A 23,165-nucleotide genomic window follows, 5' to 3' on the forward strand; every position below is an offset into this window, starting at 1 on the left:
TGCGCATCCCGCGTCTCGCAGACCCGTGCAGCCAAGCTCCCGGCACCTGAGTTGCAGTTCGCCGCAGCCCGGTCATGATCGGCGCCGACATGTCAGGCCTTGGTCTGGCGGTGCCGTGTCGCCCGGGTTCAAGGGGGCGTTCGCGCCGCGCCGCCGCCGTCTTGGAGTGCGACTGCGCCGATGAACATCCGGTTCCTTGAAACCTTCATCTGGGTGGCGCGCCTGCGGAGCTTTTCGAGCGCGGCGGACAAGCTGTGCACGACGCAGGCGGCGGTCTCGAACCGTATCGCCACGCTGGAGAAGGATCTTGGCGTGCGCCTGTTCGAGCGCGACCTGCGCAGCGTCAGCCTGACACCCGCAGGCGCGCGCGTGCTCGCCCAGGCCGAGATGATCGTGCGCATGTCCAACGAATTGCGGCTCGGCGTCGGCGACACCCACCACCTGCGTGGCCGGATGGCCATCGGCACCATCGACACGGTGGTCTATGCGTGGCTGACGCGGCTGGTGGAGGAGGTGAAGGCCACCTATCCGGACGTGGACCTCGACCTGACCGTGGACAACAGCCTGACCGTGGCGCGCCTGCTCCAGGACGGTCAGGTGGACCTCGCGCTCATCGCCGGTCCGGTGCTGGCGCCGGGCTGCCGCAACATCGAGCTGTGCGCCTACGACTGCCTGTGGGTGGCCGCGCCGCGGCTCGGCCTGCAAGGGCGGCGGGTGGCGCTGGAAGAGGTGGCCGCGTATCCCGTCTTCGCCTTCTCGCGCGGCTCCCAGCCCCACCAGAACGTCCTGCATCTCCTGGAGCGGGCGGGGCTGGACCCGCATCTGGTGCGCATCCTCAATTCCAATTCGCTGGCCACCATCACCCGCCTGGTCCGCGACGGCATGGGCGTCGCCGTCCTGCCGGAAACCGTGGTGCGGGAAATGCTGGAGCGGGGCGAACTCGCGGTGCTCGACGTGGCGGCCGCGGTTCCGCCGCTGAAGATCCATGCCGTGTTCCGCGAGGACCCCGGCGCGCTGCTGCCCGCCATCATCGCCCAGATGGCCGCGCGTATCGCCGCTGCCAAAACCGAGGCGGACAAGGTCGAAGCGGATCATGCTGCGGTGCATATAAAATAGGCGCATGCCGCCTATGCCTTTCTCATAAGCATTGCTTGTTAAGGCGGACAATTATTTCGCGTTTGTCGGGGCTCGGCGCGTCTGTTCTGCTTCCTGCCATCAAGAGCGGGAGAGCCGGCGTGAAGGTTTCGCTGATCCAGATGAACTCGCAGGGCGACAAGGCCGCCAATCTCGCCACGGCGGCGCGCCTGGTGGAGGCGGCGGTGGCGGCGGACAAGCCCGACCTCGTGGTGCTTCCCGAATATTACGCCTTCCTCGGCGAGACCCCGGACGAGATGCAGGAGGCCGCCGAGACCTTTCCGGACGGTCCCGCCTACCAGCTCATGTCCTCTCTCGCGAAGACGCTGAAGGTGGCCATCCACGCCGGCAGTGTCGCCGAAAAGGTGGGCAATTCCTTCTACAACACCACCGTGGTGTTCGGCCCCGACGGCGCCGAGCTGGCGCGCTATCGCAAGATCCACCTGTTCGACGTGGAGATCGCCGGCGGCACCGTCTACCGCGAATCCGACACCGTCTCGCGGGGCGAGGAGGTGGTGACCTACAGGATCGGCGAGACCACGGTGGGCTGCGCCATCTGCTACGACATCCGCTTCCCCGAGCTGTTCCGCAAGCTGCGCGACGCCGGCGCCGATGTGATCGTGTTGCCCGCCGCCTTCACCCTCATGACCGGCAAGGATCACTGGGAGGTGCTGGCCCGCGCCCGCGCCATCGAGACCCAGACCTGGTTCCTCGCCGTGGGCCAGACCGGCTCCCATGCCGGCGGCAGGAAGTGGTGCTGGGGTCATTCCATGGTCATCGACCCATGGGGCCACATCACCGCCCAATGCTCGGACAAGGTGGGCTTCACCAGCGGCCGGCTCGACTTTTCCCTCACCGGCACCGTGCGCGCGAACGTGCCGGTCGCCAACCACCACGTCCTCGGCTGAGCGGAGCTCTGTCCCCATGTTCATCGTCAATCCCATGCCGCAGCAGATCGCCCCGGAGCTGGTGGCGGAGCTCGAAAAGTGCGAGGTGGCCACCATCGGCCACGTGCTGCATTCCGGCTTCGTCGATCGCGAGATCCGCGCCGTGCTGCCCGGCAAGCGCGTTGCCGGCACGGCGGTGACGCTGCGCATTCCCCACGCCGATTCCACGCTGCTGCACTACCTCACCGCGCTGGTGCGCCCCGGCGACGTGGTGGTGATCGAGCGCTGCGGCGACACCCGCCATGCCTGCTGGGGCGGGGTCATCACCAATGCCATGAAGCTGGCGGGCGTGACCGCCGGCGTCATCGACGGGCCGGCCACCGATTTCTCCGAGATCGTGCGGGTGGACATGCCCATGTGGTGCCGCGGGCCCTCGCCCATCACCACCAAGCTCTTGGGCCTGGAAGGCGCCATCAACGTGCCGGTGAACGTGGGTGGCCAGACCATCGCGCCGGGCGATGCCGTGCTCTGCGACGAGAGCGGCGTGGTGGTGCTCGCGCCGTCGGACGCCCCCGCCGTCGCCGCCCGCGCCATCGCCATGCAGGAGGCCGAGATCGTGCTCCTCGCCCGGCTCGCCGCCGGCGAGAAGCTGCCCGACATCACCGGCGCTCGCGCCATGGTGGAACAAAAGCTCCAGACCGCGTGAGAAGAGGCCGGAAAACCGGCCCGCTCCCCTTCCAGTCACCTTTCCAGAGGGACTTCAAAATGACCACAGCATTCAGGATCGGCGCCGCCTGCGCGCTCGCCCTCGGCCTCCTCACCCAGGGGGCGGCGGCGGAGACCAATTTGACCGTCATGGCCTATTCCGGCCTGTTCCAGGAGCGCTACACCAAGGCGGTCATCGAGCCGTTCATGAAGGCGCATCCCGACATCAAGGTCACCTATTTCCCGCTGCCCTCCTCGGCGGCCATGCTGGGCAACCTGCGCGCCCAGAAGGCGGCGCCGCAGGCGGACGTGGTGATCATGGACGTGTCCGTCTCCAAGGCCGGCACCGACGAGGGCCTCTACACCAGGATCGACGAGACCAACGCGCCCAACGTCAAGGACCTCTACCCCAACGCCCGCATCCCGGACGTGGCCGGCGTCGCCGTGACCTTCGACAACCTCGTGCTGCTCTACAACACCGAGATCGTGAAGGAGACGCCCAAGTCGTGGATGGAGATGGCCAAGGCGCCCTTCAAGGGCAAGGTGGTGATCCCCGGCGTACCGGACATCCAGGGCCTGTCGCTGGTGCTTATCCTCGACAAGGCCCATGGCGGCACGGACTATCTCAAGGGTGTTGAGAAGGGCATCGCCGCCATGACGGAGATCGCCCCCAACGTGCAGACCTGGGACCCCAAGCCCGAGGTCTACGCCTCCATCGTCACCGGCCAGGCCGCCCTGGGCGCCGGCTGGAATGCCCGCGCGCAGGTCAACAGCGACCTCTCCGGCGGCAAGCTGAAGGCGAGCATTCCGCAGGAAGGCACCGTCTTCCAGATCAACACCATCAATCTCGTCGCCAACGGCCCCGCCGCCGAGGCCGCCAAGACCTTCGTGAACTATGCGCTCGGCGGCGAGGCCCAGAAGAGTTTCACGGAAACCATGTTCTACGCCCCCACCAACGCCAAGGCGGATATCTCCGCGGCGGCGCTGGAGCGCACCGCCGTGAGCCATCTCGACAAGGTGATGCCGGTGGACTGGATCGCCCTCGCCAAGGTGCGCGACGCCATCGGCGAGCAGTGGCGCCGCCGCGTCCTGCCCGCGAGCCGGTGAGGATCACCCCATGATCCGCGCCGAGCCGAAGGAGATCCAGCGCATGGTGCAAGGACAAGGCTTCCTCTCCCTGCGCGGCCTCACCCGCCGCTACGATCACTTCACCGCGGTGGACGACCTCAATCTCGACGTGGCCAGGGGGGAGCTGATCGCCTTCCTCGGCCCCTCGGGCTGCGGCAAGACCACCTCCCTGCGCATGATCGCCGGGCTGGTGCCTTCCACTTCCGGCCACATCGTGGTGGACGGCCGGGACCTGACCGGCGTGCCGCCCTACCGGCGGGACATGGGGCTGGTGTTCCAGTCCTATGCCCTGTTCCCGCACATGGACATTCTGAAGAACGTCGCCTTCGGCCTCGACATGCGCAAGGTGCCGAAGAAGGTGGCGCTGGAGCGGGCGCGCGAGGCCATCGCCATGGTGCGCCTCTCCGGCCGCGAGCATCACCGGCCGGCCCAGCTCTCCGGTGGCCAGCAGCAGCGGGTGGCGCTGGCCCGCGCCTTGGTGGTGCGGCCCTCCATCCTGTTGCTCGACGAGCCTCTGTCCAATCTCGATGCCCAGTTGCGCGACGAGATGCGCACCGAGATCCGCGACATCCAGAAGCGGCTCGGCATCACCGCCATCTTCGTCACCCACGACCAGATGGAAGCGCTGACCATCTGCGACAAGGTGGCGGTCATGAACCACGGCCGCCTCGAGCAGCTGGGCACCCCGCACGAGATCTACGAGCATCCCCGGACCGCCTTCGTGGCGGGCTTCGTGGGTCGCATCAACCGCCTCTCCGGCCGGGCCTCCGGTGGCATCGCTCAGGCCGCCGGGACCACCTTCGCCGCCCCCGGCTTCGAGGGTGAGGTGGAGGTGATGGTGCGGCCCCACCGCATCGGCCTTCAGGCCGGGACCTCGCCCTCGGACGCGAGCCTGCACCAACTCGGCGGCACCATCGTCCGCGCCACCTTCGCCGGCGACATCCTGGAATATGAGGTGGCGGCCGGCGGCACGGTGATCAAGACGGAAGCCTCCACCCGCGGCGGCGAAGCCCTGCTCGCCCCCGGCACGCCTGTCACCCTGTCCTGGCGGCCCCAGGACACCTTCGTGTACGCCGCGTCATGAGCGCCCTCGTCCTCTCCGCCCGCGAGCCGCGGCGGCTCGGCGCCCTCGGCACGGCAAGCCTGCTGCTTGCCCCCATCGCGCTCGTCAACGCCATCGGCTTCCTGTGGCCGGTGATGAACCTGCTGCGCATGTCGTTCCGGGAATCCACCGCCACCGGCGCGCTCACCGACGTGTTCAGCCTCGCCACCTGGAGCGCGACGCTGCAGGACAGCTTCACGCTCGATCTCATCGCCAGCAGCGTCGGCGTCAGCCTCTTCATCACGCTTTTGACGCTGCTCGCCTCCTATCCCATCGCGCTCTATCTCCACCGCTCCAGCGGGCTGTGGCGCACCGTGCTGATGGTGCTGGTGGTGGCGCCGCTGCTCACCTCGGCAGTGGTGCGCACCTATGGCTGGATCGCCATCCTCTCGGATCGCGGCCTTGTCGCCCATGCGCTGATGGCCCTCGGCATGGCCGAGCCGCCGCGGCTCATGTTCAACCTCACGGGCGTCATCATCGGCCTCACCGAGATCCTGATGCCCTACATGATCCTGGCGCTGCTCTCCGGCTTCGGCCGCCTGGACCCGCGCCTTGAGGAAGCGGCGCTGACCCTTGGCGCCACGCCGCTGAAGACCTTCTGGCGGGTGGTGGTGCCGCTCACCGCGCCGGGCATGGCGCTGGGCTCGCTGCTGTGCTTCGTGCTCGCCATCTCGTCCTTCGTCACGCCGAAGCTGCTCGGGGGCGGGCGGGTGTTCCTGCTCGCCACCGAGATCTACGACCAGGCCATCGTGACCCTGAACTGGCCGCTCGCCGCCGCCCTCTCCATGATCGTGCTCGTGGTGTTCGGCGTCGCCCTCGTTCTCTACAGCCGCGCCTTGCGGCGCATCGCCTGAGGAGGGATCCATGGACGAACGCCCCGTCTCCCCCGCCCTCAAGATCGCAGCCGGCGCCATGTTCGTGTTCCTGCTGGCGCCGCTCCTGGTGATCGTGCCCATCTCCTTCAGCGGCGATGCCTACATGGCGTTTCCGCCTGAGAGCTGGAGCGTGAAGTGGTATGGCGCCATCTTCGCCAACCCGGCCATGATGAACGCCTTCTGGGTCTCCCTCGCGCTGGCCGTGGTGGTCACCCTGGTGTCGCTCGCCGTCGGCCTGCCGGCGGCCTATGCGCTGGTGCGGCTGAAGCTGCCGGGCGCGGAAATCCTCTCCAACCTGTTCTCGGCGCCGCTGCTGCTGCCCACCATCGTGCTGGGCCTCGCCATCCTCTTGGTATTCGCGCCGCTGGGCCTGCTCGGCACCTTCCAGGGGCTGGTGGCCGCCCATCTGGTGGTGACGCTGCCCTATGCGGTGCGGGTGCTCAGCACCGCCCTCGCCAACCTGCCGTTGCCGGTGGAGGAAGCCGCCTCCACCCTGGGGGCGCGGCCGCTCACGGTGTTCTTCCGCGTGACCTTGCCCATGATGCGCTCCGGGCTCGTGTCCACGGCGGCGCTGTGCTTCCTCGTCTCGTTCGACGAGGTGGTGCTGTCGCTGTTCATGACCGGCCCGCGCCTCTCCACCCTTCCGGTGGCCATGTATCACCACGTGGAGCAGCAGGCGGACCCCATGGCGGCGTCCATCTCGGTGCTGCTGGTGGTGCTCACTCTCGTGGTCGTGGTGGTGGTGGACCGCACCGTCGGCCTCACCCGAACCTTCGTCAAATGACCGCAGGCCGGCCCGGCGGCTGACGCCGGACCTCCCCCTCACCCTGCTTTCGCCATCCCGCCCTTCGCCCGACCCGCCTTGCGCGGGAACGGGAGAGCTTACCCCGCGCCCTGGAGTCTTCCGTGACCCGTTCGCTCGCGACATTTGCCTTCTGGCTCACCGCGCCCACCTTCCCGCACATCGAGATCGCGCGGGACGCCGGCTTCACCGCCGTGGTGCTGGATATCGAGCATGGCACCTTCAACCTCGACGACCTCGACCGGGTCATCCCCTTCTGCCGGGCGCTCGGCATGAAGGTCTATGCCAAGGTGCTGGGGCCGCTCACCGAGCCGATCCAGCAGGCGCTCGATTTCGGCGCGGATGCGATCATCATCCCCCATATCGGCGACCTCGCCCACGCTCGGGCGGTCACGGCGGCGACGAAATATCCGTCGCTGGGCGTGCGCTCCTATGCCGGCGGGCGGACCGTGGGCTACGGCCCCGCCGGCGCGACCTACGGCGCCGACGAGAACGCCCGCACCGCCTGCTGGCCCATGATCGAGAGCCGGGAATCCCTCGCCGACGTGGAGGCTATCGCCCAGCTTCCCACCGTGGACGGCCTGTTCGCCGGCCCCACCGACCTGTCCATGGCCGCGGGCAACCTGCGCTACACATTCAACGACGCCGACAAGCTGGACATCGCCCGCATCGCCGCTGCCGCCAAGGCCGCCGGCAAGCCCTGGGTCATGCCCTGCTGGACCGCCCCGGAACGCGCCTTCGCCCGTGAGCATGGCGTGTCCGTCACCGTGGTGGGCGCCCAGTTCTACATGGTGCGCGCCGCCTTCGCCTCCCTCGTCGACGGCCTTGCCGCCGAAGGCCTCATCTGAACTCCGGCATCGAGACATCCCATGAGCACCGCGCCCATCCGCATCGCCGTCGATATTGGCGGCACCTTCACCGACATCGAGATCCTCGATGCGGCGACCGGCGAAATCCACCAGATGAAGACGCCGAGCACGCCGTCCGATCCCTCCATCGGCCTGCTCACCGGCATCCGCGAGGCGAGCGAGCGCTTCGGCTTCTCCCTCGACCAGGTGCAGTACCTGCTGCACGGCACCACCATCGCCACCAACGCGGTGCTGGAACGCAAGCTGCCGCTGGGCGCGGTGGTGACCACCGCCGGCTTCGAGGACGTGATGCAGATCGGCCGCCATGGCCGGACCGATGTCTACGCCATCACCGCCTCGCCCCCTCCGGCGTTGGTGAAGCGGCGCCTGTCCTTCGGCGTGCCCGAGCGCATCGGCGCGGACGGGCGCATCATCACCGCCCTCGACGAGGCCGCGGTGGAGGCGCTGGCCGGCGCGCTGATCCAATCGGGTGTGAAGTCGGTGGCGGTGTGCTTCCTCAATGCCTACGCCAATGCGGTGCACGAGCGGCGGGCCGGCGAGATCCTGCGGGCGCTGCTGCCGGGCGTCGAAGTCTCCCTGTCCTGCGACATCTCCCCGGAGCTGCGCGAATACGAGCGCATGTCCACCACATTGCTCAATGCGCTCCTGGTGCCGGTGGTGAAGACCTATACTGACCGCCTCGCCGGCAAGCTGAAGGAAGAGGTGCCGCAGACCCAGGTCTATCTGGTTCAGTCCAACGGCGGCGTGGCGGGCCTCGGCAAGGCGGGCCGCGAGCCGGCGCGCTTGCTGCTCTCCGGCCCCTCGGGCGGCGCGGCGGCGGCCCGGCGCCTCTCCGCCGCCCTCGACGAGCCCAACCTCGTGGCCGTGGACATGGGCGGCACCAGCTTCGACGTGTCGGTGGTGCATGACGGTGTCGTCTCCATGGTCAACGAGGGCGACGTGGACGGCTTGCCCGTGCGCCTGCCCATGATCGAGATGCGTACCATCGGCGCCGGTGGCGGTTCCATCGCCTGGGTGGATGACGGCGGACGCCTGCGCATCGGCCCCCACAGCGCCGGTGCCGAGCCGGGCCCGGCCTGCTACGGCCGCGGCGGCGAGCGGCTCACCGTCACCGACGCCAACCTGCTGCTCGGCCGGCTCGATGGATCAAGCTTCATGGGCGGCCGCATGGGCCTCGACCGTGACGCCGCCGGACGGGCCGCAGTGGATGTGGCCGGCAAGCTGAAGCTGTCCCCCGAGGAGACGGCGGCCGGCGTCATCGCCGTCACCAATTCCAGCCTCGCCACCGCCATCCGCCTCTCGCTGTTCGAGAAAGGGATGGACCCGGAAGACTTCGCCCTGCTCTCCTTCGGCGGCGCCGGCGGCGTTCATGCCTGCGAGGTGGCCGAGGAGCTGGGCATGAACAAGGTGATCTTCCCGGCCCATGCCTCCACTCTGTCGGCCTGGGGCATCCTGTGGTCGGATATCACCCACGACCTCGCCTCCACCCAGATCGGCCTCCTCGCCGACATCGGCCCGAGCCTTGCCGATCGCGCGGTGGCGCTGGCCAAAGACGGCGACCGGCTGCTCGCCGAGGACGGCGTGGCCGCCGCGAACCGCGCCTTCGAATGGGCGCTGGACCTGCGCTACCAGGGCCAGGCCTTCGACCTGCGGGTGCAACTGCCGGAGGCGGACTTCTCGCCCGAAGGCATCGCCAGGGCGGCAGCAGCCTTCCACGCCCTGCACCGCCAGCGTTTCTCCTATGACGAGCCGGCCGTGCCGGTGGAAGTGGTGGCGCTGCGCCTCTCCGCTGTAGGCCGCCTCGCCAAGCCCACCCCGGCGCCGGCTACCGGCGCGGTGGCGGGCGCGGAGCAGATCCGCCCGGTCTATGGCCGCGGCGGCTTCGTCGAGACCCGCGTGGTCGCCCGCGAGGCGGTGACCGCCGAAGGCGTCGCCGGCCCCGCCGTGGTGGAGGAGGTCTACACCGCCACCTACCTGCCGGCCGGCTGGACCATCCGTTCCCACGCCACGGGCGCCCTCGTTGCCGAGCGCACCCAGCGTCACTGAGAGCTTGAGGACCCATCATGAGCCCCATCGATCCCGTCCGCCTCGAAGTGATCCGCAACGCGCTGGTCGCCGCCGCCGAGGAAATGAGCATCACCATCTGGCGCACCAGCCGCTCCACGGTCGTGCGCGAGATCCTCGATTTCTCCACCGCCGTGTTCGATGCCCAGGGCCGCAACATCGCCCAGTCGGCGCGCATCCCGGTGCACCTCAACTCCATGTCCGACTGCCTGAAGACCGTGCTGGAAAAGTTCATTCCGCTGGACAGCTGGAACGAGGGCGACGTCATCGTCACCAACGATCCCTATGCCGGCGGCCAGCACCTGCCGGACATCCAGACCTTCCGCCCGGTGTTCGTGGACGGGGAGCGCGTCGCCATCGTCGGCACCCTGTGCCACCACGTGGACGTGGGCGGCGGCGCGGCCGGCTCCTATTATGCGGCGGCAACCGAGATCTTCCACGAAGGCATCCGCATTCCCCCGCTGCGCCTCGTGGAGAAGGGCATCCTGAACACCGGCGTGTTCGAGATGCTGCTCTACAATGTGCGCCAGGCGGAAGAGACCCGTGGCGACCTCAATGCCCAGATCGCGGCGCTCGGCATCGGCGCCAAAGCGGTGTCGCGCATCGCCCGCAAGTACGGCAGCGGCACGCTTTCGGCCGCCATGTCTGCCATCCTCGACGGCTCCGAGCGCATGATGCGCGCGGCCATTGCCGCCCTGCCGGATGGCACAGCCTCCTTCGTGGAGACGGTGGATGACGACGGCCAGTCGCAGGAGCCCATCCGTCTCGAGGTGAAGATCACCAAGAGCGGCGACACCATCGCCTTCGATTTCGCCGGCTCCAGCCCGCAGGTGCGCGGCCCGGTGAACAACACCCCGGCTATGACCTGCTCGGCGGTCTATTACGCGCTGCTCGCGGCGCTCGGTTCGGACATTCCGGCCAATTCCGGCTGCTACCGGCCGGTTACCGTGGCGCTGCCCGAGGGCAGCGTGGTGAACGCGCAATTCCCCGCTCCCGTGGCTGGCCGCATGGTGGTGAACCACCGCATCGCCACCTGCGTGTTCGGGGCGCTGGCCCAGATCGCGCCGGAGCGCATCCCGGCGGCCTATTACGCCATCTCCTACGTCTATGCGGTCTCCATCGTGCGGCCGGACGCCCGGCGGCAGGTGTATTTCGACATCGAGGTGGGCGGCTGGGGCGGCCATGCGGGCGGCGACGGCGCAAGCGCCCTGTCCTGCGGCCTCCACAACAACACCAATGCCCCCATCGAGATGGTGGAGGCCAAGTATCCGGTGGTGTTCACCCGCTACGGCCTGCTGCCGGACAGCGGCGGCGCGGGTGAGAACCGCGGCGGGCTCGGCCTCGTGCGTGAATTCCGCCTGGAGGCGCCGGAAGGCTCGCTCTCCACCAATTTCGAGCGCTTCCGCTTCCCGCCCTACGGCATCAACGGCGGCAAGCCCGGCTCGCTCTCCTCCACCACGGTGACGAAGGCAGACGGCACCGCCGTGAGCCTCAACTCCAAGGTCTCCGGCATTGCGCTCGCGGCCGGCGACACCGTGACCATCAAGACCTCCGGCGGCGGCGGCTTCGGCAAGCCCGAGGACCGTGACCCGGCGCGGCTCGCCGAGGACCTCGCCGAGGGCCTCGTGACCGAGGAGGCCGCGCGCACGCTCTACGGCGCGGTGGCGCTCGATGCCGAGGCGCGCAAGATCACCGGAGAGGCCGCATGAGCGCGCACGCTTCGGTCCAATCTCCTTCCATCCCGATGGCGGCCCTCACCCTGAAGGAGGTGGAGGACCTGACCTTCCGCGCGCTCGTCGCGTCCGGGGTGTCGAGCGTCAATGCCCTCTCCGTCACGGCGTCCGTGGTGGCGGCGGAGGCGGAGGGCGTGCATAGCCACGGCCTCGCCCGCCTGCCCACCTATTGCGCCCACGCCAAGGTGGGCAAGATCGATGGCAAGGCTGTGCCGGCCCTGTCGCGGCCCCGTCCGGGGCAGGTCCTGGTGGATGCGGCGGACGGCTTTGCCCATCCGGCCATCGACCTCGGGCTGCCGGCCCTGATCGAGGCGGCGCGGGGGCAGGGGATCGCCGCGCTGGCGGTCACCAACTCCTACAATTGCGGCGTGGTGGGCTATCACGTGGAGCGGATCGCCAAGGCGGGACTGGTCGCGCTCGGCTTCGTGAACGCGCCGGCCTCCATCGCCCCGGTGGGCGGCGTCACGCCGGTGTTCGGCACCAATCCCATCGCCTTCGCGGTGCCACGGGCAGGGGAGGAGCCGCTGGTCCTCGACCAGTCCTCGAGCGTCGTCGCCAAGAGCGAGATCGTCGTGCACGACCAGCGCGGCGAACCGATCCCCCTCGGCTGGGCCCTCGACAAGGACGGACGCCCTACCACCGATCCCAAGGCCGCGCTGGCCGGCGGCAGCATGGTGCCCATGGGCGGGCACAAGGGCGCGGGGCTCGCGCTCCTCGTGGAGGTGCTGGCGGCCTGGCTCACGGGGGCGAATCTCTCCATCGAGGCCTCGTCCTTCGCCGACAATGCGGGCGGCTCGCCACGCACGGGGCAATTCTTCATCGCCATCGATCCGGGGCCACTGGCGGGACCGGCGGCGCCTGGTCGGCTCGCCCGTCTGTTCGCGGCCATCGCCGATCAGGAAGGCGCACGCCTGCCCGGCGCGCGGCGGGCCGGCGCCCGCCTGCGCACGGCGGCCACCGGGGTGGAGATCCCGCAGGCCCTCAAGCAAAGGCTGGAGGCGATCATCGCCGGTCAGTGACTGGGCGGCCGCGCTCCTCTTGCCGGCGGCCTTATCCTTGAAGGGCCGCCGCACCATGCGCGCCAGCAACCTGACTTTGGAGCCGGCCTCGGGCGCGGCCGGCCTGTCTTCGTGACGAAGGGCGCGCCGGACATTCCTCGGCGGTCGACGGGGGTTGCGTATCGCGCGGACATGCCCTGTATGGCGGTGCGGCGGGTCCGATACGAACCCGGATGCACTGCCTTGGAGAGTGACATGGCCGACCTCGTTATCATTGCCTATGAGTCTGAGGCCAAAGCGGAGGCCGCCCGACAGGAGCTTCTGAAGCTCCAGAAGGAATATCTGATCGAGCTGGGCGACGCCGTGGTGGCGGTCCGGCAGGAAGACGGCTCGATCAAGCTGAACCAGCTGTTGAACACGACCCTTGCCGGTGCGGCGTCGGGCGGCCTGTGGGGCGGCCTCGTCGGGCTTTTGTTCCTGAACCCGCTCCTGGGCATGGCCATCGGCGCCGGCGCGGGCGCCCTCGCCGGAAAGTTCACCGACGTGGGCATCAACGACGACTTCATCAAGCAGGCCAGCTCGGCCCTTGGCCCGAATCAGGCGGCGCTCTGCGTGCTCGTCGGCAAGGTGACCGCGGACAAGGTGGTGGCCGACATGGCCAAGTTTGGCGGCACCGTGCTCCAGACCAGCCTGTCCACCGAGCAGGAAGAAAAGCTCCAGGCCGCCCTCAAGGGCGCGTAGAGCGTTTTCAAGCGAAGTGGGCACCGGTTCGCGTGAAGAAAACGCGTCAAGACGAGAGTCTAGAGCGTTTTCCGTGAGCCAGGGCGAGCGGAAACCGCTCTCGCCTTTTGTGTGATAGCCGGGCTGCCGCAGCGAGGCGGTGAGGCAGCCCGGCGGTCCCCACCGTCCGAGTGGGGATCATAAAGCTGAAGGCGTTACCGGCGCCGCGCCAGATCAGGCACGCGGCACCGCCAGAACGTCCAGATGGCCGATGGCGCAGGCCTCCGCATCGGCCCGGTGGCGCGCCCAGTCCTGCGCGGTGGCCGCATCGACGCGACCGCTCTCCACCGCCGCTGCGGCCGTGCCGGCGGCGAGCTTCTGGATCAGCGCTCGGTCGCCGGGAACGAGCCGCCACGGGCTCTGTGCCTGCCCTACCTCATAGCCCACCCGTGCCAGCGCCGCGCCGAGCACCCGCGCGGCGTCGGGTCCGAGCGCCGGGCCGAAGCCCTTGTCGATGCCCTGATGGGCGGCAAAGCCCGCCGCGATGGCGGCGTCCGCCGGATGGGGTGGTGCCCAGGCATCCTGCCCGTCGCAGATGAGGGCGGCGTGGACGAGGATGCCCGAGCCGGCCATCCCCTGCGCGAAGCTCTCGCACCACTGCGCCGAGACCAGATCGTGGAACGCCGAGGCGGTGACCAGATGCGGCGCGAAGGCGCGCGGCGCGGCGGGATCGCGGGCAAGGTCCGCGATGGCGAAGTCCACCCGGATCTCCCGCGCGCCCAGGGCAAGCACCAGCGTGTCGCCCGTCTTCCGCCAGCTGTCCGCGAAAGCCTTCAGGCGGGTGCGGGCGGCCTCGGCGAGAGCGCCGTCGTGATCCATCAGAACCCAGTGCTGGCGTGGACCAAGGCGCGGCGCCAGCGCCCTGAGGTTCGATCCGGAGCCGGCGCCGAGATCGACGATGCGCTGCTCCTCCACCTCTTCCAGATAGCGCGCCAGCTCCGCCTCCAGCGCCATGTTGCGGGAGCGGTGGTCGGCCGGCTCGCGGAGCGAGAGCCAGTCGTCGGAGAAGGTGGCGGGGATGGGAAGGGTCACGTGCGGCTCGTGTTCGCCAGCACCCGGCCGATGGTGGCGGCGGTGTCGGCCCAGGAGGGTAATTGTTGCCCAGCGGCGAAGGCCGCGTCGGCGAAGGCCCGGCGCCGGGCCGGATCGGCGATGAGGCTGCGCAGGGCGTCCGCGAAGGCTGCCGCATCGCCCGGCGGCACCTTCAGGCCGGCGCCGTCCGGCACCGTCTCGCCCGCCGCGCCGCCGGTGGTGCACACCACGGGCAGGCCGCGCCGCATGGCTTCCGCCAGCACCATGCCATAGCCCTCATAAAGCGAGGGATGCACGAAGATGTCCGCCTCCCCATAGGCGGCATCGAGGTCGGCGCGATCGAGCTGGCCGAGCAGACGGATGTTGCCGCGCGGGGCCGCCGCCGCCCGCGCCGCCACCATCTCCGCCGTGGGAGGATCGAGATGGGCGGCGCCGGCGATGGCGAGGGAAAAATCGAGGTCGGCGATCAGGTCGAGGGCATCGAACAGGATGTCGTAGCCCTTGCGCGGGGTCAGCGAGCCCACGGCGATCAGGCGCGGCGGCTCGCCATCGGCGGGCACGCGGGCCATGGGCTCGGTGCCGGGCACGGCCAATGTCAGGCGCTCGGGGGCAACGCCATAGCGCGCCACCAGGGTACGGCCGGTCTCGGGGCTCACGGTGATGACCGCATCGGCGGCGTTCAGAACCGCCTTCTCGCTCTGGAACAGATGTTCGGCCAGATCCGCAGGCAGCCCCGTCTCCAGCGCCAGCGGATGATGCACCAGCGCGACGAGGCGACGGCCCAGCCCCTTCAGCCGGTCCGCCGGCAGGGCGCCGAAGGCGAGGCCGTCGCCCAGCAGGATGGTGTCCGGCGCGGTTGCCGCGAGCCGGGCGAGGGCCGCGTCCACCTCGGCCCCGGTCGGGGTGGGGAAGGCGCCGTCGAGGCTAAGGGGCGCGATGTCGAGGCCCGTGGCCTGAAGCTCGGCGATGACGCGCCGGTCATAGGCATAGCCCCCGGTAGGTGTGTCCAGCGGGCCGGGGTGGACGAAGGCGACGGGCATGGATCTCAGGACAAAAGCTGGAGGGAGGCGTCGTCGGCGGCGAGGTCGGCCTCGTACCAGGCGCGGGCCACGTGGGATTCGTGCAGCATCACGCGGATGCGGGTCAGCGCCTCGCTGCCAGCGCCCAGTTCGCCGGCGCGCGCCGCCTGGGCCATCTTGTCGAAGACGTGCCGGCACAGCACTTCCGTGGTGGTGTTGCGGCCGGCGAAGTCCGGCACCTCGTCGAGGTTCTTGTAGTTGAGCGGGCCGAGCACGGCCTTGAGCGCATCGTGGGCGCGGGCGATGTCCACCACCACCCCCTCCACCGTCAGCTCGCGGCGATAGAAGGCCACGTCCACCACGAAGGTGGCGCCATGCAGCGCCTGGGCGGGGCCGAACAGGGCGCCCTTGAAGCTGTGGGCGATCATGATGTGGTCCCGCACCTCTACCGCATACATGCATAACTCCCTTGCGTGGGTTCCGGGGCAGGCCCGCGCAGCGCGTGCCCGAAGCCGGTGCCATCGGCGTCACTTGTAGCGCACCACCGTGGCGATGCCTGCCGCCCCGTCCGCAAGGATACGCGGCAGGGCCTGCGGCAGATCGTCGAAGGCCACCTCGTCGGTGATGAGCGCATCGAGGGCGGGGTCTTCGAGGAGGGCCAGCGCCTTCTCCAGCCGCCGCCGGTGGCTCCAGCGCGGGCGGCGGGCGGGGCTCACCATGCCCACCTGCGAGGAGACGATCTGCAGGCGCCGGTGGTGGAAGGCGCCGCCGAGCTGCGCATTCACGCCCTTGTCACCATACCAGCTCATCTCCACCACCCGGGCTTCCTCGCCGCAACAGGCCAGCGCCGTCGCCAGCCCCGCGCCGCTGCCGCTGGTGTGGAAGACGAGGTCGGCATCGGCAACCCCCGCGCTGGAGGGGGCGAAGGCGGCGCCGAAGGAGCGCGCCAGCCCCGCGCGGCTCTCATCAGGATCGATGGCGGTGACCTCCGCCCCTGGCAGGCGGGCGGCGAGATAGGTGACCAGCAGGCCCACGAGGCCCGCCCCCACCACCACGATACGATCGCCGGGGCCGGCACCGCCATCCCACAGGGCGTTGAGGGCGGTTTCCATGTTGGCGGCAAGGGTCGCGCGGCGCGGCGGCAGGCCCTCCGGCAGCGGCGTCAGCATGGACGCGGGAGCGTTGAAGCGCGTCTGGTGCGGGGCGAGGGCGAAGACCAGCCGGCCTTCCAATGCGGCTGGACCCGCCTCCACCCGGCCGACCGCGCAATAGCCGTATTTTACCGGGAAGGGGAAGTCGCCCTGCTGCAGCGGCGCGCGCATGCGGTCGCGGTGGACGGGATCGGTGAGGCCCTGAAACACGAGGCGTTCGGTGCCGCGGCTGATGGCGCTCCACACGGTGGCGACCCGCGCTTCGTCGAGGGAGGGGGGCGGCAGCTCTTCCGTGCGTAGGGCCGCTGCGCCGGGGCCGACGGTCCACAGTGCCCGGCCCTCGACGGATTTGAGACATTTTGACGCATCAAGGGCTGTCATGCCGTCGCTTTCGTATAGCGCTTCAGGGGTCTGCTGCGGCCTTGCTGGCGGCGGGTGCGGGATGCGTTTTCAGCCTTGAGCCGGGTCCGGCAGTTGGAGCTATGCATGTCTTCGAGGTCCGGTCCACCGCCTGAAGTGAGCCCTGCCGCCGATTTCACCCCGGCCCTGCTCCAGCCGATGGCGGCGCTCGGCCGGCGCCGGCTGTTCATGCTGGCGGCCAACGCTCTGACGCTGCTGGTGGTGCTGGCGGGGGTCGCCGCGCTGGGCATCCATGGCGGATTTACCCTCGTGGATGGTCTCATCCTCCTGTGCGCCCTCGCCATAACGCCGTGGAACGCCATCGGGTTCTGGAACGCGATCACCGGTCTCGCGCTGCTGCACGGGCGCCGGCGCGGGGTGGAGGCGGCGGCGCCCTTCCTCGCCCCGGAGCCGCAGGGGCCGCTCACCGCGCGCACCGCCATCCTGCTCACCGTGCGCAACGAGGATCCCGCGCGCGCGCTGGCCCGCCTCAGGGCGGTGAAGGCCGACCTTGATGCCAGCGGCCACGGCGCCCTGTTCGATTTCCATGTGCTCAGCGACACCTCGCGCCCCGAGATCGCGGCGGCGGAAGAGAGGGAGATGGCCGCATGGCGGAGCGAGGAGGGGGTTTCCCGTATCTTCTATCGCCGTCGGCCGGAGAACACTGACTTCAAGGCCGGCAACATCCGCGATTTCTGCCTCACCGCCGGCGCGCGCTACGACTTCATGCTGCCGCTGGATGCCGACAGCCTCATGGGCGCCGCCACCATCCTGCGCATGGCGCGCCTGATGGCAGCCCATCCCCGCCTCGGCATCCTGCAGAGCCTTGTGGTGGGGCTGCCGGCGAAGAGCGCCTTTGCCCGCATGTTCCAGTTCGGCATGCGCCACGGCATGCGCTGCTACACTTTGGGGGCGAGTTGGTGGGCGGGGGAGTGCGGGCCGTTCTGGGGCCATAACGCGTTGATCCGCATCACCCCGTTCCGCGCCTTTTGCCATCTGCCGCACCTGCCCGGCGCCCCGCCCCTGGGCGGCCCGATCCTATCCCATGACCAGGTGGAGGCGGCCTTGATGCGCCGCGCCGGCTACGAGGTGCGGGTGCTCCCGGTGGAGAGCGAGAGCTATGAGGAGAACCCGCCGGCCGTCACCGATTTCGTGTCGCGCGACCTGCGCTGGTGCCTCGGCAACCTACAATATCTGCGGCTGCTGGCGCAGCCCGGTTTTGGCGCCAGCCTCAAGCCCATGAGCCGGTTCCAGCTGGTCTGGGCCATCCTCATGTTCGTGACCGTGCCGGCCCATCCGCTGCTGATCGCGCTCCTGCCGTTCGCGGCGGCGCAGGCGGCGGGGATGCCGGATTATCCCGCCGGCCTCGCCATCGGCCTTTATGGCGGGATGCTGCTGATGGCGCTGGCGCCGAAGCTTGCCGGCGTCGCCGACGTGGCGCTGACGCCGGGCGGGGTGGCGCGCTATGGCGGGGCAGGGCGCTTTGCGGCGTCGGTGGCGGTGGAGCTGGTGTTCTCGTTCCTGCTCTCGGCCATCACCGCGCTGGCGGTGACCCTGGAGATCGCTCGCCTGTTGCTGGGCCGCGCGCGCTCCGGCTGGATGGCGCAGGCCCGCGACGGGCATGGGGTGAGCTGGATGGCGGCGGCGCGCGCCTTCTGGCCGCAGACGGTGTTCGGCCTTTCGGTGACGGCGGGGCTCGCCGTGGTGTCCCCCGGCTTGATCGTGTGGGCAGCGCCGGTGCTGGCGGGCTATGTGCTCGCCATTCCGTTCACGGTGGCCACCGCCGATCCCCGTTTTGCCCGCTTCGCGGTCAAAACCCGCCTGTGCGCCGTGCCGGAGGAGTTCGCCCCGAGCGACGTGCAGCGCATCCTTTCCGGCGAAAGCCGGCGCGAGCGGGCCGCGGCCTGAAGCTGAAGCCGTCCTGCGCGGGTGGCAGCATAGAGGCGCGGATCGGCCCAGTCAGGGTCGCGCCCGGGTGGATATCTTGATGATAGAGGGCCCCCCGGGCTGGAGGCCGGGGAGCGTTTGTTTTGCTGGAGTTTTGGGGACGGGCACGCTTCTCGCTTGCCCGTCCGTCTGGCTCAGCGACGAAAGCCGCCGCCGCCCCGGAAGCCGCCACCGCCGAAGCGTTCGCCGCCGCCATAGCCGCCGAAGCCCCGGTCGAAGCCGCCCGAGCCGTAACGCTCGCCGCCCTCGCCGAAGCGCTCTCCCCCGCCGTAGCTTTCGCCGCCGTAGTGCGCGCCGCCGTAGCTTGACACCCGCTGCTGGCTCACGGAGCGGGCGCGCTCCTCGTCGTCGAGGCGGCTGGTGTCGGCGGTGCGATCCACGTTCTGCCAGCCGGAGTTGGTGTGCTGTTTCCAGCCGGAATCGGTGTTCTGGTAGACATGGCCGTCGTGGTCCACGGCCACATGGCCGTTGTTCCAGGCCACCGCATTGCCAGTCTTGACGTTGCCGGCGACGCCGCGGCTGTCCACGCTCACCTTGCCGTCATGGTCGGTAACGGCAGTCTGGGAGGCGTGGCCGGTGCCGGTGGTGGGGTTATAGCCGGCCGATTCGCGGCCTGCGGCGGCATTGCCCGTGTAGGCGTTGCCTTCCACCCCGGCGCGGGATTCGCCCCGGGCGCCGGTTGTGGGATTGTAGCGGGCGTTCTCGGCGCCGGCGGCGTAATTGCCGGTGTAGGGATTGAACGCGGCGCCCGAGCGGCCGGTGAAGCCGGTGCCTCCCCCGGTGGTGCCGTGCCAGTCGCGGCCGGACCATTCGGTGCCGTTCCAGGTGGTGCCCCAGGCGTGGTTCACCGTGGCGGCGCCGCCCCAGCGGCCGTAGATGTTGGCCTGATTGATGTTGGTATAGCCCCAGTGGCCGCCCCACGGTCCTGCGTAGGGACCATAGCCGGCGCCCCAGTACGGACCCCAATAGGGCGTCACCGCCGCGCCCCACGGCCAGCCGGCGGCGAAGCCGAAGGCGAAGCCGTCCGCCACGCCGAGCGCGAAGCCGGCGCCGACGCCATAGGTCACCGGGCAGGACGCCCAGTAGGTGCCCACATAGCCCGGGCAGGTGTAGCCGGTGCCGTAGACCACGGTGCCGCCCGGCGCCACCACCACGCCCATGTAGCCCGGTGTATAGCCCACCACTACCGCTTCCGGGGTGGAGGCATAGATCCGCACATAGGTGACGTAATGCAGCGGCGAGGAGACCGGGATCGTATAGATCACGTCCGGTACCACGTCGGTCACGCGCCAGGGGCCAGTGGCGGTCTCGGCGACGAACCAGATGCCGTCGTTCACCGCATAATAGCGCTCGGTATCGAGCTGGATCACCGGGGTCGGGGTGTTGATGGCGTAGTTGAGGCCGGTGCCGGGAATGGGCTCGAAGCGCGGCGCGCCGTCGAAGGCGACCTTCAGGGGCACGTCCCGCTTCACGGTGGCGGTCTGCGGGATGGTGGCGGCGATCACCGCCTCCTTCGCCTGCGGCGTGCCGGCCACCGAGACCAGCACGTTGGCCTTGGCATCGTTGGGCGAGATCTTCGCGAAATCCTTCGGCAGCGCGTTGCTCGCCACGAAGGCCCACGGCCCCTTGAGGTCGGGGGCACGGAACCAGCGGCCGGACAGCAGGATGTAGTAGGTGTTGGAGGTGGTCTCCATGAACACCGCGTGGTCGGCATTGTTCATGGAGAGCAGATTGGTGCCGGCCACCGGCAGCATCTGCGGCGGGCCGTTGGACTGGATCAGCTCGGCCGGCTGGGTGGCGACGAGGATGGCGGGCGCCGGGTTGATGGGCTTGCCCTTGCCGTCCAGCAGCGGATCGGCGGCCTGCTCCTGTGCCGCGGCCTTGGCGGCGGCGGAGAGCGCATCCGAAATCTGGGGGGTGAGGATCCAGGTGCCGGTGAGGTTGGGGCTTTCATACCAGTGGCCGCCGGCCTCCAGATGATAGGTGCCGGCCTCGTCGAGCAGCAGCAGCGGGCGGGTGTTGACCACGCGCTGGAAGGTGGGCGCGCCGGAGATGGGCCGCAGCACCGGCGTGCCGGCCACGGGCACCAGCACGGTGGTGCTGGTGGCGAACAGGATCTGCGGCGGGGTGTTGTCCACCGGCTGGGACTTGAGCTTGGCCAGCTCCTGGTTCACCGCGTAGCTCGCCTGCAACTGGTCAAGCGGCACGGTCATGCCGTTGGCGGGCAGGCGCGACTGGAGGGTGGAGCGGATGAGGGAGGCCTTGGCCGGCTCGGTGGGCACCTCCACCCCCTCGATGGAGATGGTGGCGAGGTGGACGAGGCCGGCGGGCTTGTCGACGGCGACGCGCGCCGAGAATCGCACCATGCCGTAGGTGGGGGTGCCGGACTTGGGACCGATGGCCACCGCCGCGCGGCCGGACATCACGTCGCCGGTCCAGCTGTCGACCTGGGGCTGGTAGAGCTGGAGCACCTGATCGCCGGCGAGGGTGAAGTCCCGCGGCCACGCCAGGGGCGCCTGCTGGCCGGCTGCATCCTGCCCCTGGGGAGCTGGTGCGGGCTGGGCCTGGCCGCTTGTGCTCCAGAGCAGGGCGGCGGAGAGGACGGCGGCCGAGACGCCGGTCCAAAGTCGCGTCATGAAGTCACTTCCTTCCAAGTCCGTCGGGACGGCGGGAGGACTAGCATGTTCGCAGGCAAGCGTCAGCGGTACCTTGCTGTGGCGCAAACCACCGTTCCATTCACATGTCGGTGGGCGCCGGCCCCATCCCTCTCCCGATCCCATGGGCGGATCGGGCTGGAAGGGTCGCCGCCCGTCTGTCGGCCGGTCAGGCCGGTGCGCCGCAGGCGCGCTGCCACTTGAGCTGGGGGCCGTCCCAGGAGACCGATAGGGTCTTGCGGAAGGGGCAGAGGCTGCCGGTGCCGGCAGGCTCGGCGGCTGTGGTGCTCCAGTAGCCGTGCCACCGGTAGGGCGCGCCGCCGGTGGCAACCACGGCGTCCGGGCCCACGGCCGGGAACGCCCGCACGAGGTCGCCGCCGAACAGGCTCGCTGCAACGAGCGTGGCGCCGACCATGGCGATGATGGAAGACCGTTTCATGGCTGTCTCTCGAACAAGTTCTCGTCAGAAGGCAGATTCGCCGGCCAGGAACACCAGAGCTGGAAGACCTGATCTGGCCGGATCCGTCTTGTCGTCGTGCCGCGTTCCCTTCACCCGAACCGCCCCCCGTTTCGCACGGCATCGCTCCGGGGATTGGCGTTTCACAGCGCGTCTCTTCGCTGGGCATAGGACGACCCGACCCCCCGGTCGTCCCCCCAACGGAGGATGCGTGCTCGTGTCTTACGCCTGCCGACCTGAACCGGGTGCATCTGCTCGGTCAGGATTTGTTCATCTTTCCGCGAGCAGGCCCCGGACCCCACCCCGGACCCCACCCCGGACCCCATCCCGGCCCCCATGTCGCGCGCTCGCGGAAAGATACGGTGGAGAGCTCCGGTGCTTTGGGGTTGTGGGCTTGATCTTAACCCTGATGCGGATTTCGCTGGGCGGGGGCGCCGGCCTGATGAGATCTTGCGCGCCGGATCCGGATCCGATCAGGGCACCCTGCGCCCGATGGGTGAATCCGGCTCCACACTTGGGAGAGGGAGCACGCGGGCCATGCCTGAAATTCCGGGCTGACCGGTGCGCCGTTCTGGGAGGGGTAGGCATGAACAAATATGTGGCCGAGTTCATCGGTACCGCCGTGCTGGTGCTGTTCGGGTGTGGTTCGGCGGTGCTGACGGGCTATGTCTCGGCGCCCATCGGCATGCTCGCCATCGCTTTTGCCTTCGGCCTTGCGGTTACCTCCATGGCCTATGGCATCGGCCATGTGTCGGGGTGCCACATCAATCCTGCGGTCACTGTCGGCGTCTGGGCGGCGGGGCGTCTGCCCACCTCCGAGGTGCCCTTCTACATCATCGCCCAGGTGCTGGGCGGCATTGCCGGCGCCGCCATCCTGTTCTTCATCGCCTCGGGCAAGCTCTCCGGCTTCGACGTGGCTAAGGCCCCCGGCCTCGGCCAGAACGGCTGGGGCGAGGGCTATGCCGGCGGCTTCGGGCTCGGCGCGGCCATCGTGGCGGAACTGGTGGGCACCTTCGTGTTCCTGGTGGTGATCCTCGGCTCCACGTCCAAGGCCGGCATCACCCAGGCGGCGGGCCTCGCCATCGGCCTGTCGCTGGTGATGATCCACATTGTGTTCATCCCGGTCACCGGCGTGTCGGTGAACCCGGCCCGCTCCATCGGCCCGGCCCTGTTCGCCGGCGGCAAGGCCATCGGCCAGCTCTGGCTGTTCATCGTGGTGCCGCTGGTGGGCGCCTATCTTGCCGGCCTGCTGTTCAAGCTGAAGGTGCTGGAGGACTGAGCCTCCTCCTTCCAAGCCCGCGCGGCGCCTGAGCGTAGACGCAACAAGCCCGCGCGGCGTTTGAGCGAAGGCCACGTTCAGCCCGCGCGGCGCCTGAGCGTAGGCAGCGCTTGATCAGCCTGCGCGGTGCCTGAGCGTCCGTGACAACGT

The 23,165-nt window shown here is 69.6% G+C and carries 20 protein-coding genes; 14 read left to right on the forward strand and 6 right to left on the reverse strand.

Annotated features, from left to right (window positions below):
• Positions 1 to 180 precede the first annotated feature (180 nt).
• The 12 genes from FZ033_RS10340 (at position 181) to FZ033_RS10395 (ending at position 13,038) form a co-directional block, all read left to right on the forward strand.
• The gene (locus FZ033_RS10340; RefSeq protein ID WP_149576048.1) at positions 181 to 1,116 is read left to right on the forward strand and encodes a LysR family transcriptional regulator; all 936 of its coding nucleotides are present in this window, start codon (positions 181 to 183) and stop codon (positions 1,114 to 1,116) included.
• A gap of 119 nt (positions 1,117 to 1,235) precedes the next feature.
• On the forward strand, positions 1,236 to 2,042 hold the full coding sequence (locus tag FZ033_RS10345) for a carbon-nitrogen hydrolase family protein (RefSeq protein WP_149576049.1): 807 nt from the start codon (positions 1,236 to 1,238) through the stop codon (positions 2,040 to 2,042).
• Between the two features lie 16 nt (positions 2,043 to 2,058).
• A complete protein-coding gene (locus tag FZ033_RS10350; RefSeq protein ID WP_149576050.1) occupies positions 2,059 to 2,727 on the forward strand; it encodes an RraA family protein in 669 nt (222 codons plus the stop codon).
• Positions 2,728 to 2,786: 59 nt separating this feature from the next.
• Complete coding sequence (locus tag FZ033_RS10355; RefSeq protein WP_149576051.1) at positions 2,787 to 3,833, forward strand: ABC transporter substrate-binding protein; 1,047 nt, start codon at positions 2,787 to 2,789, stop codon at positions 3,831 to 3,833.
• Positions 3,834 to 3,843: 10 nt separating this feature from the next.
• Entirely contained in the window at positions 3,844 to 4,938 is a 1,095-nt protein-coding gene (locus tag FZ033_RS10360; RefSeq protein ID WP_232847420.1) for an ABC transporter ATP-binding protein, read from the forward strand.
• Positions 4,935 to 5,810, forward strand: coding sequence for an ABC transporter permease (locus tag FZ033_RS10365; protein WP_149576052.1), 876 nt, complete (start codon positions 4,935 to 4,937; stop codon positions 5,808 to 5,810). Before FZ033_RS10360 ends, FZ033_RS10365 begins: the two co-directional genes overlap by 4 nt.
• A 10-nt stretch (positions 5,811 to 5,820) precedes the next feature.
• Positions 5,821 to 6,615 carry an ABC transporter permease gene (locus FZ033_RS10370; protein WP_149576053.1) on the forward strand — a complete coding sequence of 265 codons (795 nt, stop codon included), beginning with the start codon at positions 5,821 to 5,823 and terminating at the stop codon, positions 6,613 to 6,615.
• A gap of 122 nt (positions 6,616 to 6,737) precedes the next feature.
• Entirely contained in the window at positions 6,738 to 7,481 is a 744-nt protein-coding gene (locus FZ033_RS10375; RefSeq protein WP_188079414.1) for an aldolase/citrate lyase family protein, read from the forward strand.
• 21 nt (positions 7,482 to 7,502) lie between these two features.
• Entirely contained in the window at positions 7,503 to 9,548 is a 2,046-nt protein-coding gene (locus FZ033_RS10380) for a hydantoinase/oxoprolinase family protein (RefSeq protein WP_149576055.1), read from the forward strand.
• 17 nt (positions 9,549 to 9,565) lie between these two features.
• On the forward strand, positions 9,566 to 11,275 hold the full coding sequence (locus FZ033_RS10385) for a hydantoinase B/oxoprolinase family protein (protein ID WP_149576056.1): 1,710 nt from the start codon (positions 9,566 to 9,568) through the stop codon (positions 11,273 to 11,275).
• A complete protein-coding gene (locus FZ033_RS10390) occupies positions 11,272 to 12,318 on the forward strand; it encodes an Ldh family oxidoreductase (protein WP_232847421.1) in 1,047 nt (348 codons plus the stop codon). The genes FZ033_RS10385 and FZ033_RS10390 overlap by 4 nt, the downstream gene beginning before the upstream one ends.
• Before the next feature lie 234 nt (positions 12,319 to 12,552).
• A complete protein-coding gene (locus FZ033_RS10395; protein WP_149576057.1) occupies positions 12,553 to 13,038 on the forward strand; it encodes a DUF1269 domain-containing protein in 486 nt (161 codons plus the stop codon).
• 213 nt (positions 13,039 to 13,251) lie between these two features.
• On the opposite strand, the gene FZ033_RS10405 is transcribed toward FZ033_RS10395, so the two are convergent.
• The 4 genes from FZ033_RS10405 to FZ033_RS10420 form a co-directional block, all read right to left on the reverse strand.
• Positions 13,252 to 14,109, reverse strand: a complete 858-nt coding sequence (locus FZ033_RS10405; RefSeq protein WP_149576059.1) for a class I SAM-dependent methyltransferase — start codon at positions 14,107 to 14,109, stop codon at positions 13,252 to 13,254.
• Entirely contained in the window at positions 14,106 to 15,149 is a 1,044-nt protein-coding gene (locus tag FZ033_RS10410; RefSeq protein ID WP_149576060.1) for a glycosyltransferase family 4 protein, read from the reverse strand. The genes FZ033_RS10405 and FZ033_RS10410 overlap by 4 nt, the downstream gene beginning before the upstream one ends.
• Positions 15,150 to 15,154: 5 nt before the next feature.
• Positions 15,155 to 15,586 (reverse strand): 6-pyruvoyl trahydropterin synthase family protein, encoded by a 432-nt coding sequence (locus FZ033_RS10415; protein WP_149576061.1) that lies wholly within the window; start codon positions 15,584 to 15,586, stop codon positions 15,155 to 15,157.
• A gap of 69 nt (positions 15,587 to 15,655) precedes the next feature.
• Positions 15,656 to 16,660 (reverse strand): zinc-dependent alcohol dehydrogenase, encoded by a 1,005-nt coding sequence (locus tag FZ033_RS10420; RefSeq protein ID WP_188079415.1) that lies wholly within the window; start codon positions 16,658 to 16,660, stop codon positions 15,656 to 15,658.
• 54 nt (positions 16,661 to 16,714) lie between these two features.
• On the opposite strand from FZ033_RS10420, the gene mdoH reads away from it, so the two are divergent.
• Positions 16,715 to 18,586: a glucans biosynthesis glucosyltransferase MdoH gene (gene mdoH, locus FZ033_RS10425; protein ID WP_331251172.1), complete on the forward strand. Its 1,872-nt coding sequence runs from the start codon at positions 16,715 to 16,717 to the stop codon at positions 18,584 to 18,586.
• A 173-nt stretch (positions 18,587 to 18,759) separates the two neighbouring features.
• Here the strand turns inward: mdoH and FZ033_RS10430 are convergent, their stop codons facing one another.
• Positions 18,760 to 21,261 carry a DUF3300 domain-containing protein gene (locus tag FZ033_RS10430; RefSeq protein ID WP_149576063.1) on the reverse strand — a complete coding sequence of 834 codons (2,502 nt, stop codon included), beginning with the start codon at positions 21,259 to 21,261 and terminating at the stop codon, positions 18,760 to 18,762.
• 187 nt (positions 21,262 to 21,448) lie between these two features.
• On the reverse strand, positions 21,449 to 21,718 hold the full coding sequence (locus tag FZ033_RS10435; RefSeq protein WP_149576064.1) for a hypothetical protein: 270 nt from the start codon (positions 21,716 to 21,718) through the stop codon (positions 21,449 to 21,451).
• Positions 21,719 to 22,322: 604 nt separating this feature from the next.
• Between FZ033_RS10435 and aqpZ the strand changes: the two genes are divergently transcribed.
• Positions 22,323 to 23,015, forward strand: coding sequence for an aquaporin Z (gene aqpZ / locus FZ033_RS10440; RefSeq protein WP_149576065.1), 693 nt, complete (start codon positions 22,323 to 22,325; stop codon positions 23,013 to 23,015).
• The last annotated feature ends 150 nt before the right edge of the window (positions 23,016 to 23,165 follow it).

This window comes from Xanthobacter oligotrophicus, from assembly GCF_008364685.1.
Classification (GTDB): Bacteria; Pseudomonadota; Alphaproteobacteria; order Rhizobiales; family Xanthobacteraceae; genus Xanthobacter; species Xanthobacter oligotrophicus.

Coding starts and splice junctions, on each gene's coding strand:
- FZ033_RS10435 (WP_149576064.1), bottom strand. CDS start 21,718: ATGAAACGGTCTTCCATCATCGCCATGGTCGGCGCCACGCTCGTTGCA.
- FZ033_RS10395 (WP_149576057.1), top strand. CDS start 12,553: ATGGCCGACCTCGTTATCATTGCCTATGAGTCTGAGGCCAAAGCGGAG.
- FZ033_RS10355 (WP_149576051.1), top strand. CDS start 2,787: ATGACCACAGCATTCAGGATCGGCGCCGCCTGCGCGCTCGCCCTCGGC.
- FZ033_RS10350 (WP_149576050.1), top strand. CDS start 2,059: ATGTTCATCGTCAATCCCATGCCGCAGCAGATCGCCCCGGAGCTGGTG.
- FZ033_RS10340 (WP_149576048.1), top strand. CDS start 181: ATGAACATCCGGTTCCTTGAAACCTTCATCTGGGTGGCGCGCCTGCGG.
- FZ033_RS10380 (WP_149576055.1), top strand. CDS start 7,503: ATGAGCACCGCGCCCATCCGCATCGCCGTCGATATTGGCGGCACCTTC.
- FZ033_RS10420 (WP_188079415.1), bottom strand. CDS start 16,660: ATGACAGCCCTTGATGCGTCAAAATGTCTCAAATCCGTCGAGGGCCGG.
- FZ033_RS10360 (WP_232847420.1), top strand. CDS start 3,844: ATGATCCGCGCCGAGCCGAAGGAGATCCAGCGCATGGTGCAAGGACAA.
- aqpZ (WP_149576065.1), top strand. CDS start 22,323: ATGAACAAATATGTGGCCGAGTTCATCGGTACCGCCGTGCTGGTGCTG.
- FZ033_RS10370 (WP_149576053.1), top strand. CDS start 5,821: ATGGACGAACGCCCCGTCTCCCCCGCCCTCAAGATCGCAGCCGGCGCC.
- FZ033_RS10390 (WP_232847421.1), top strand. CDS start 11,272: ATGAGCGCGCACGCTTCGGTCCAATCTCCTTCCATCCCGATGGCGGCC.
- FZ033_RS10365 (WP_149576052.1), top strand. CDS start 4,935: ATGAGCGCCCTCGTCCTCTCCGCCCGCGAGCCGCGGCGGCTCGGCGCC.
- FZ033_RS10385 (WP_149576056.1), top strand. CDS start 9,566: ATGAGCCCCATCGATCCCGTCCGCCTCGAAGTGATCCGCAACGCGCTG.
- FZ033_RS10410 (WP_149576060.1), bottom strand. CDS start 15,149: ATGCCCGTCGCCTTCGTCCACCCCGGCCCGCTGGACACACCTACCGGG.
- FZ033_RS10415 (WP_149576061.1), bottom strand. CDS start 15,586: ATGTATGCGGTAGAGGTGCGGGACCACATCATGATCGCCCACAGCTTC.
- FZ033_RS10430 (WP_149576063.1), bottom strand. CDS start 21,261: ATGACGCGACTTTGGACCGGCGTCTCGGCCGCCGTCCTCTCCGCCGCC.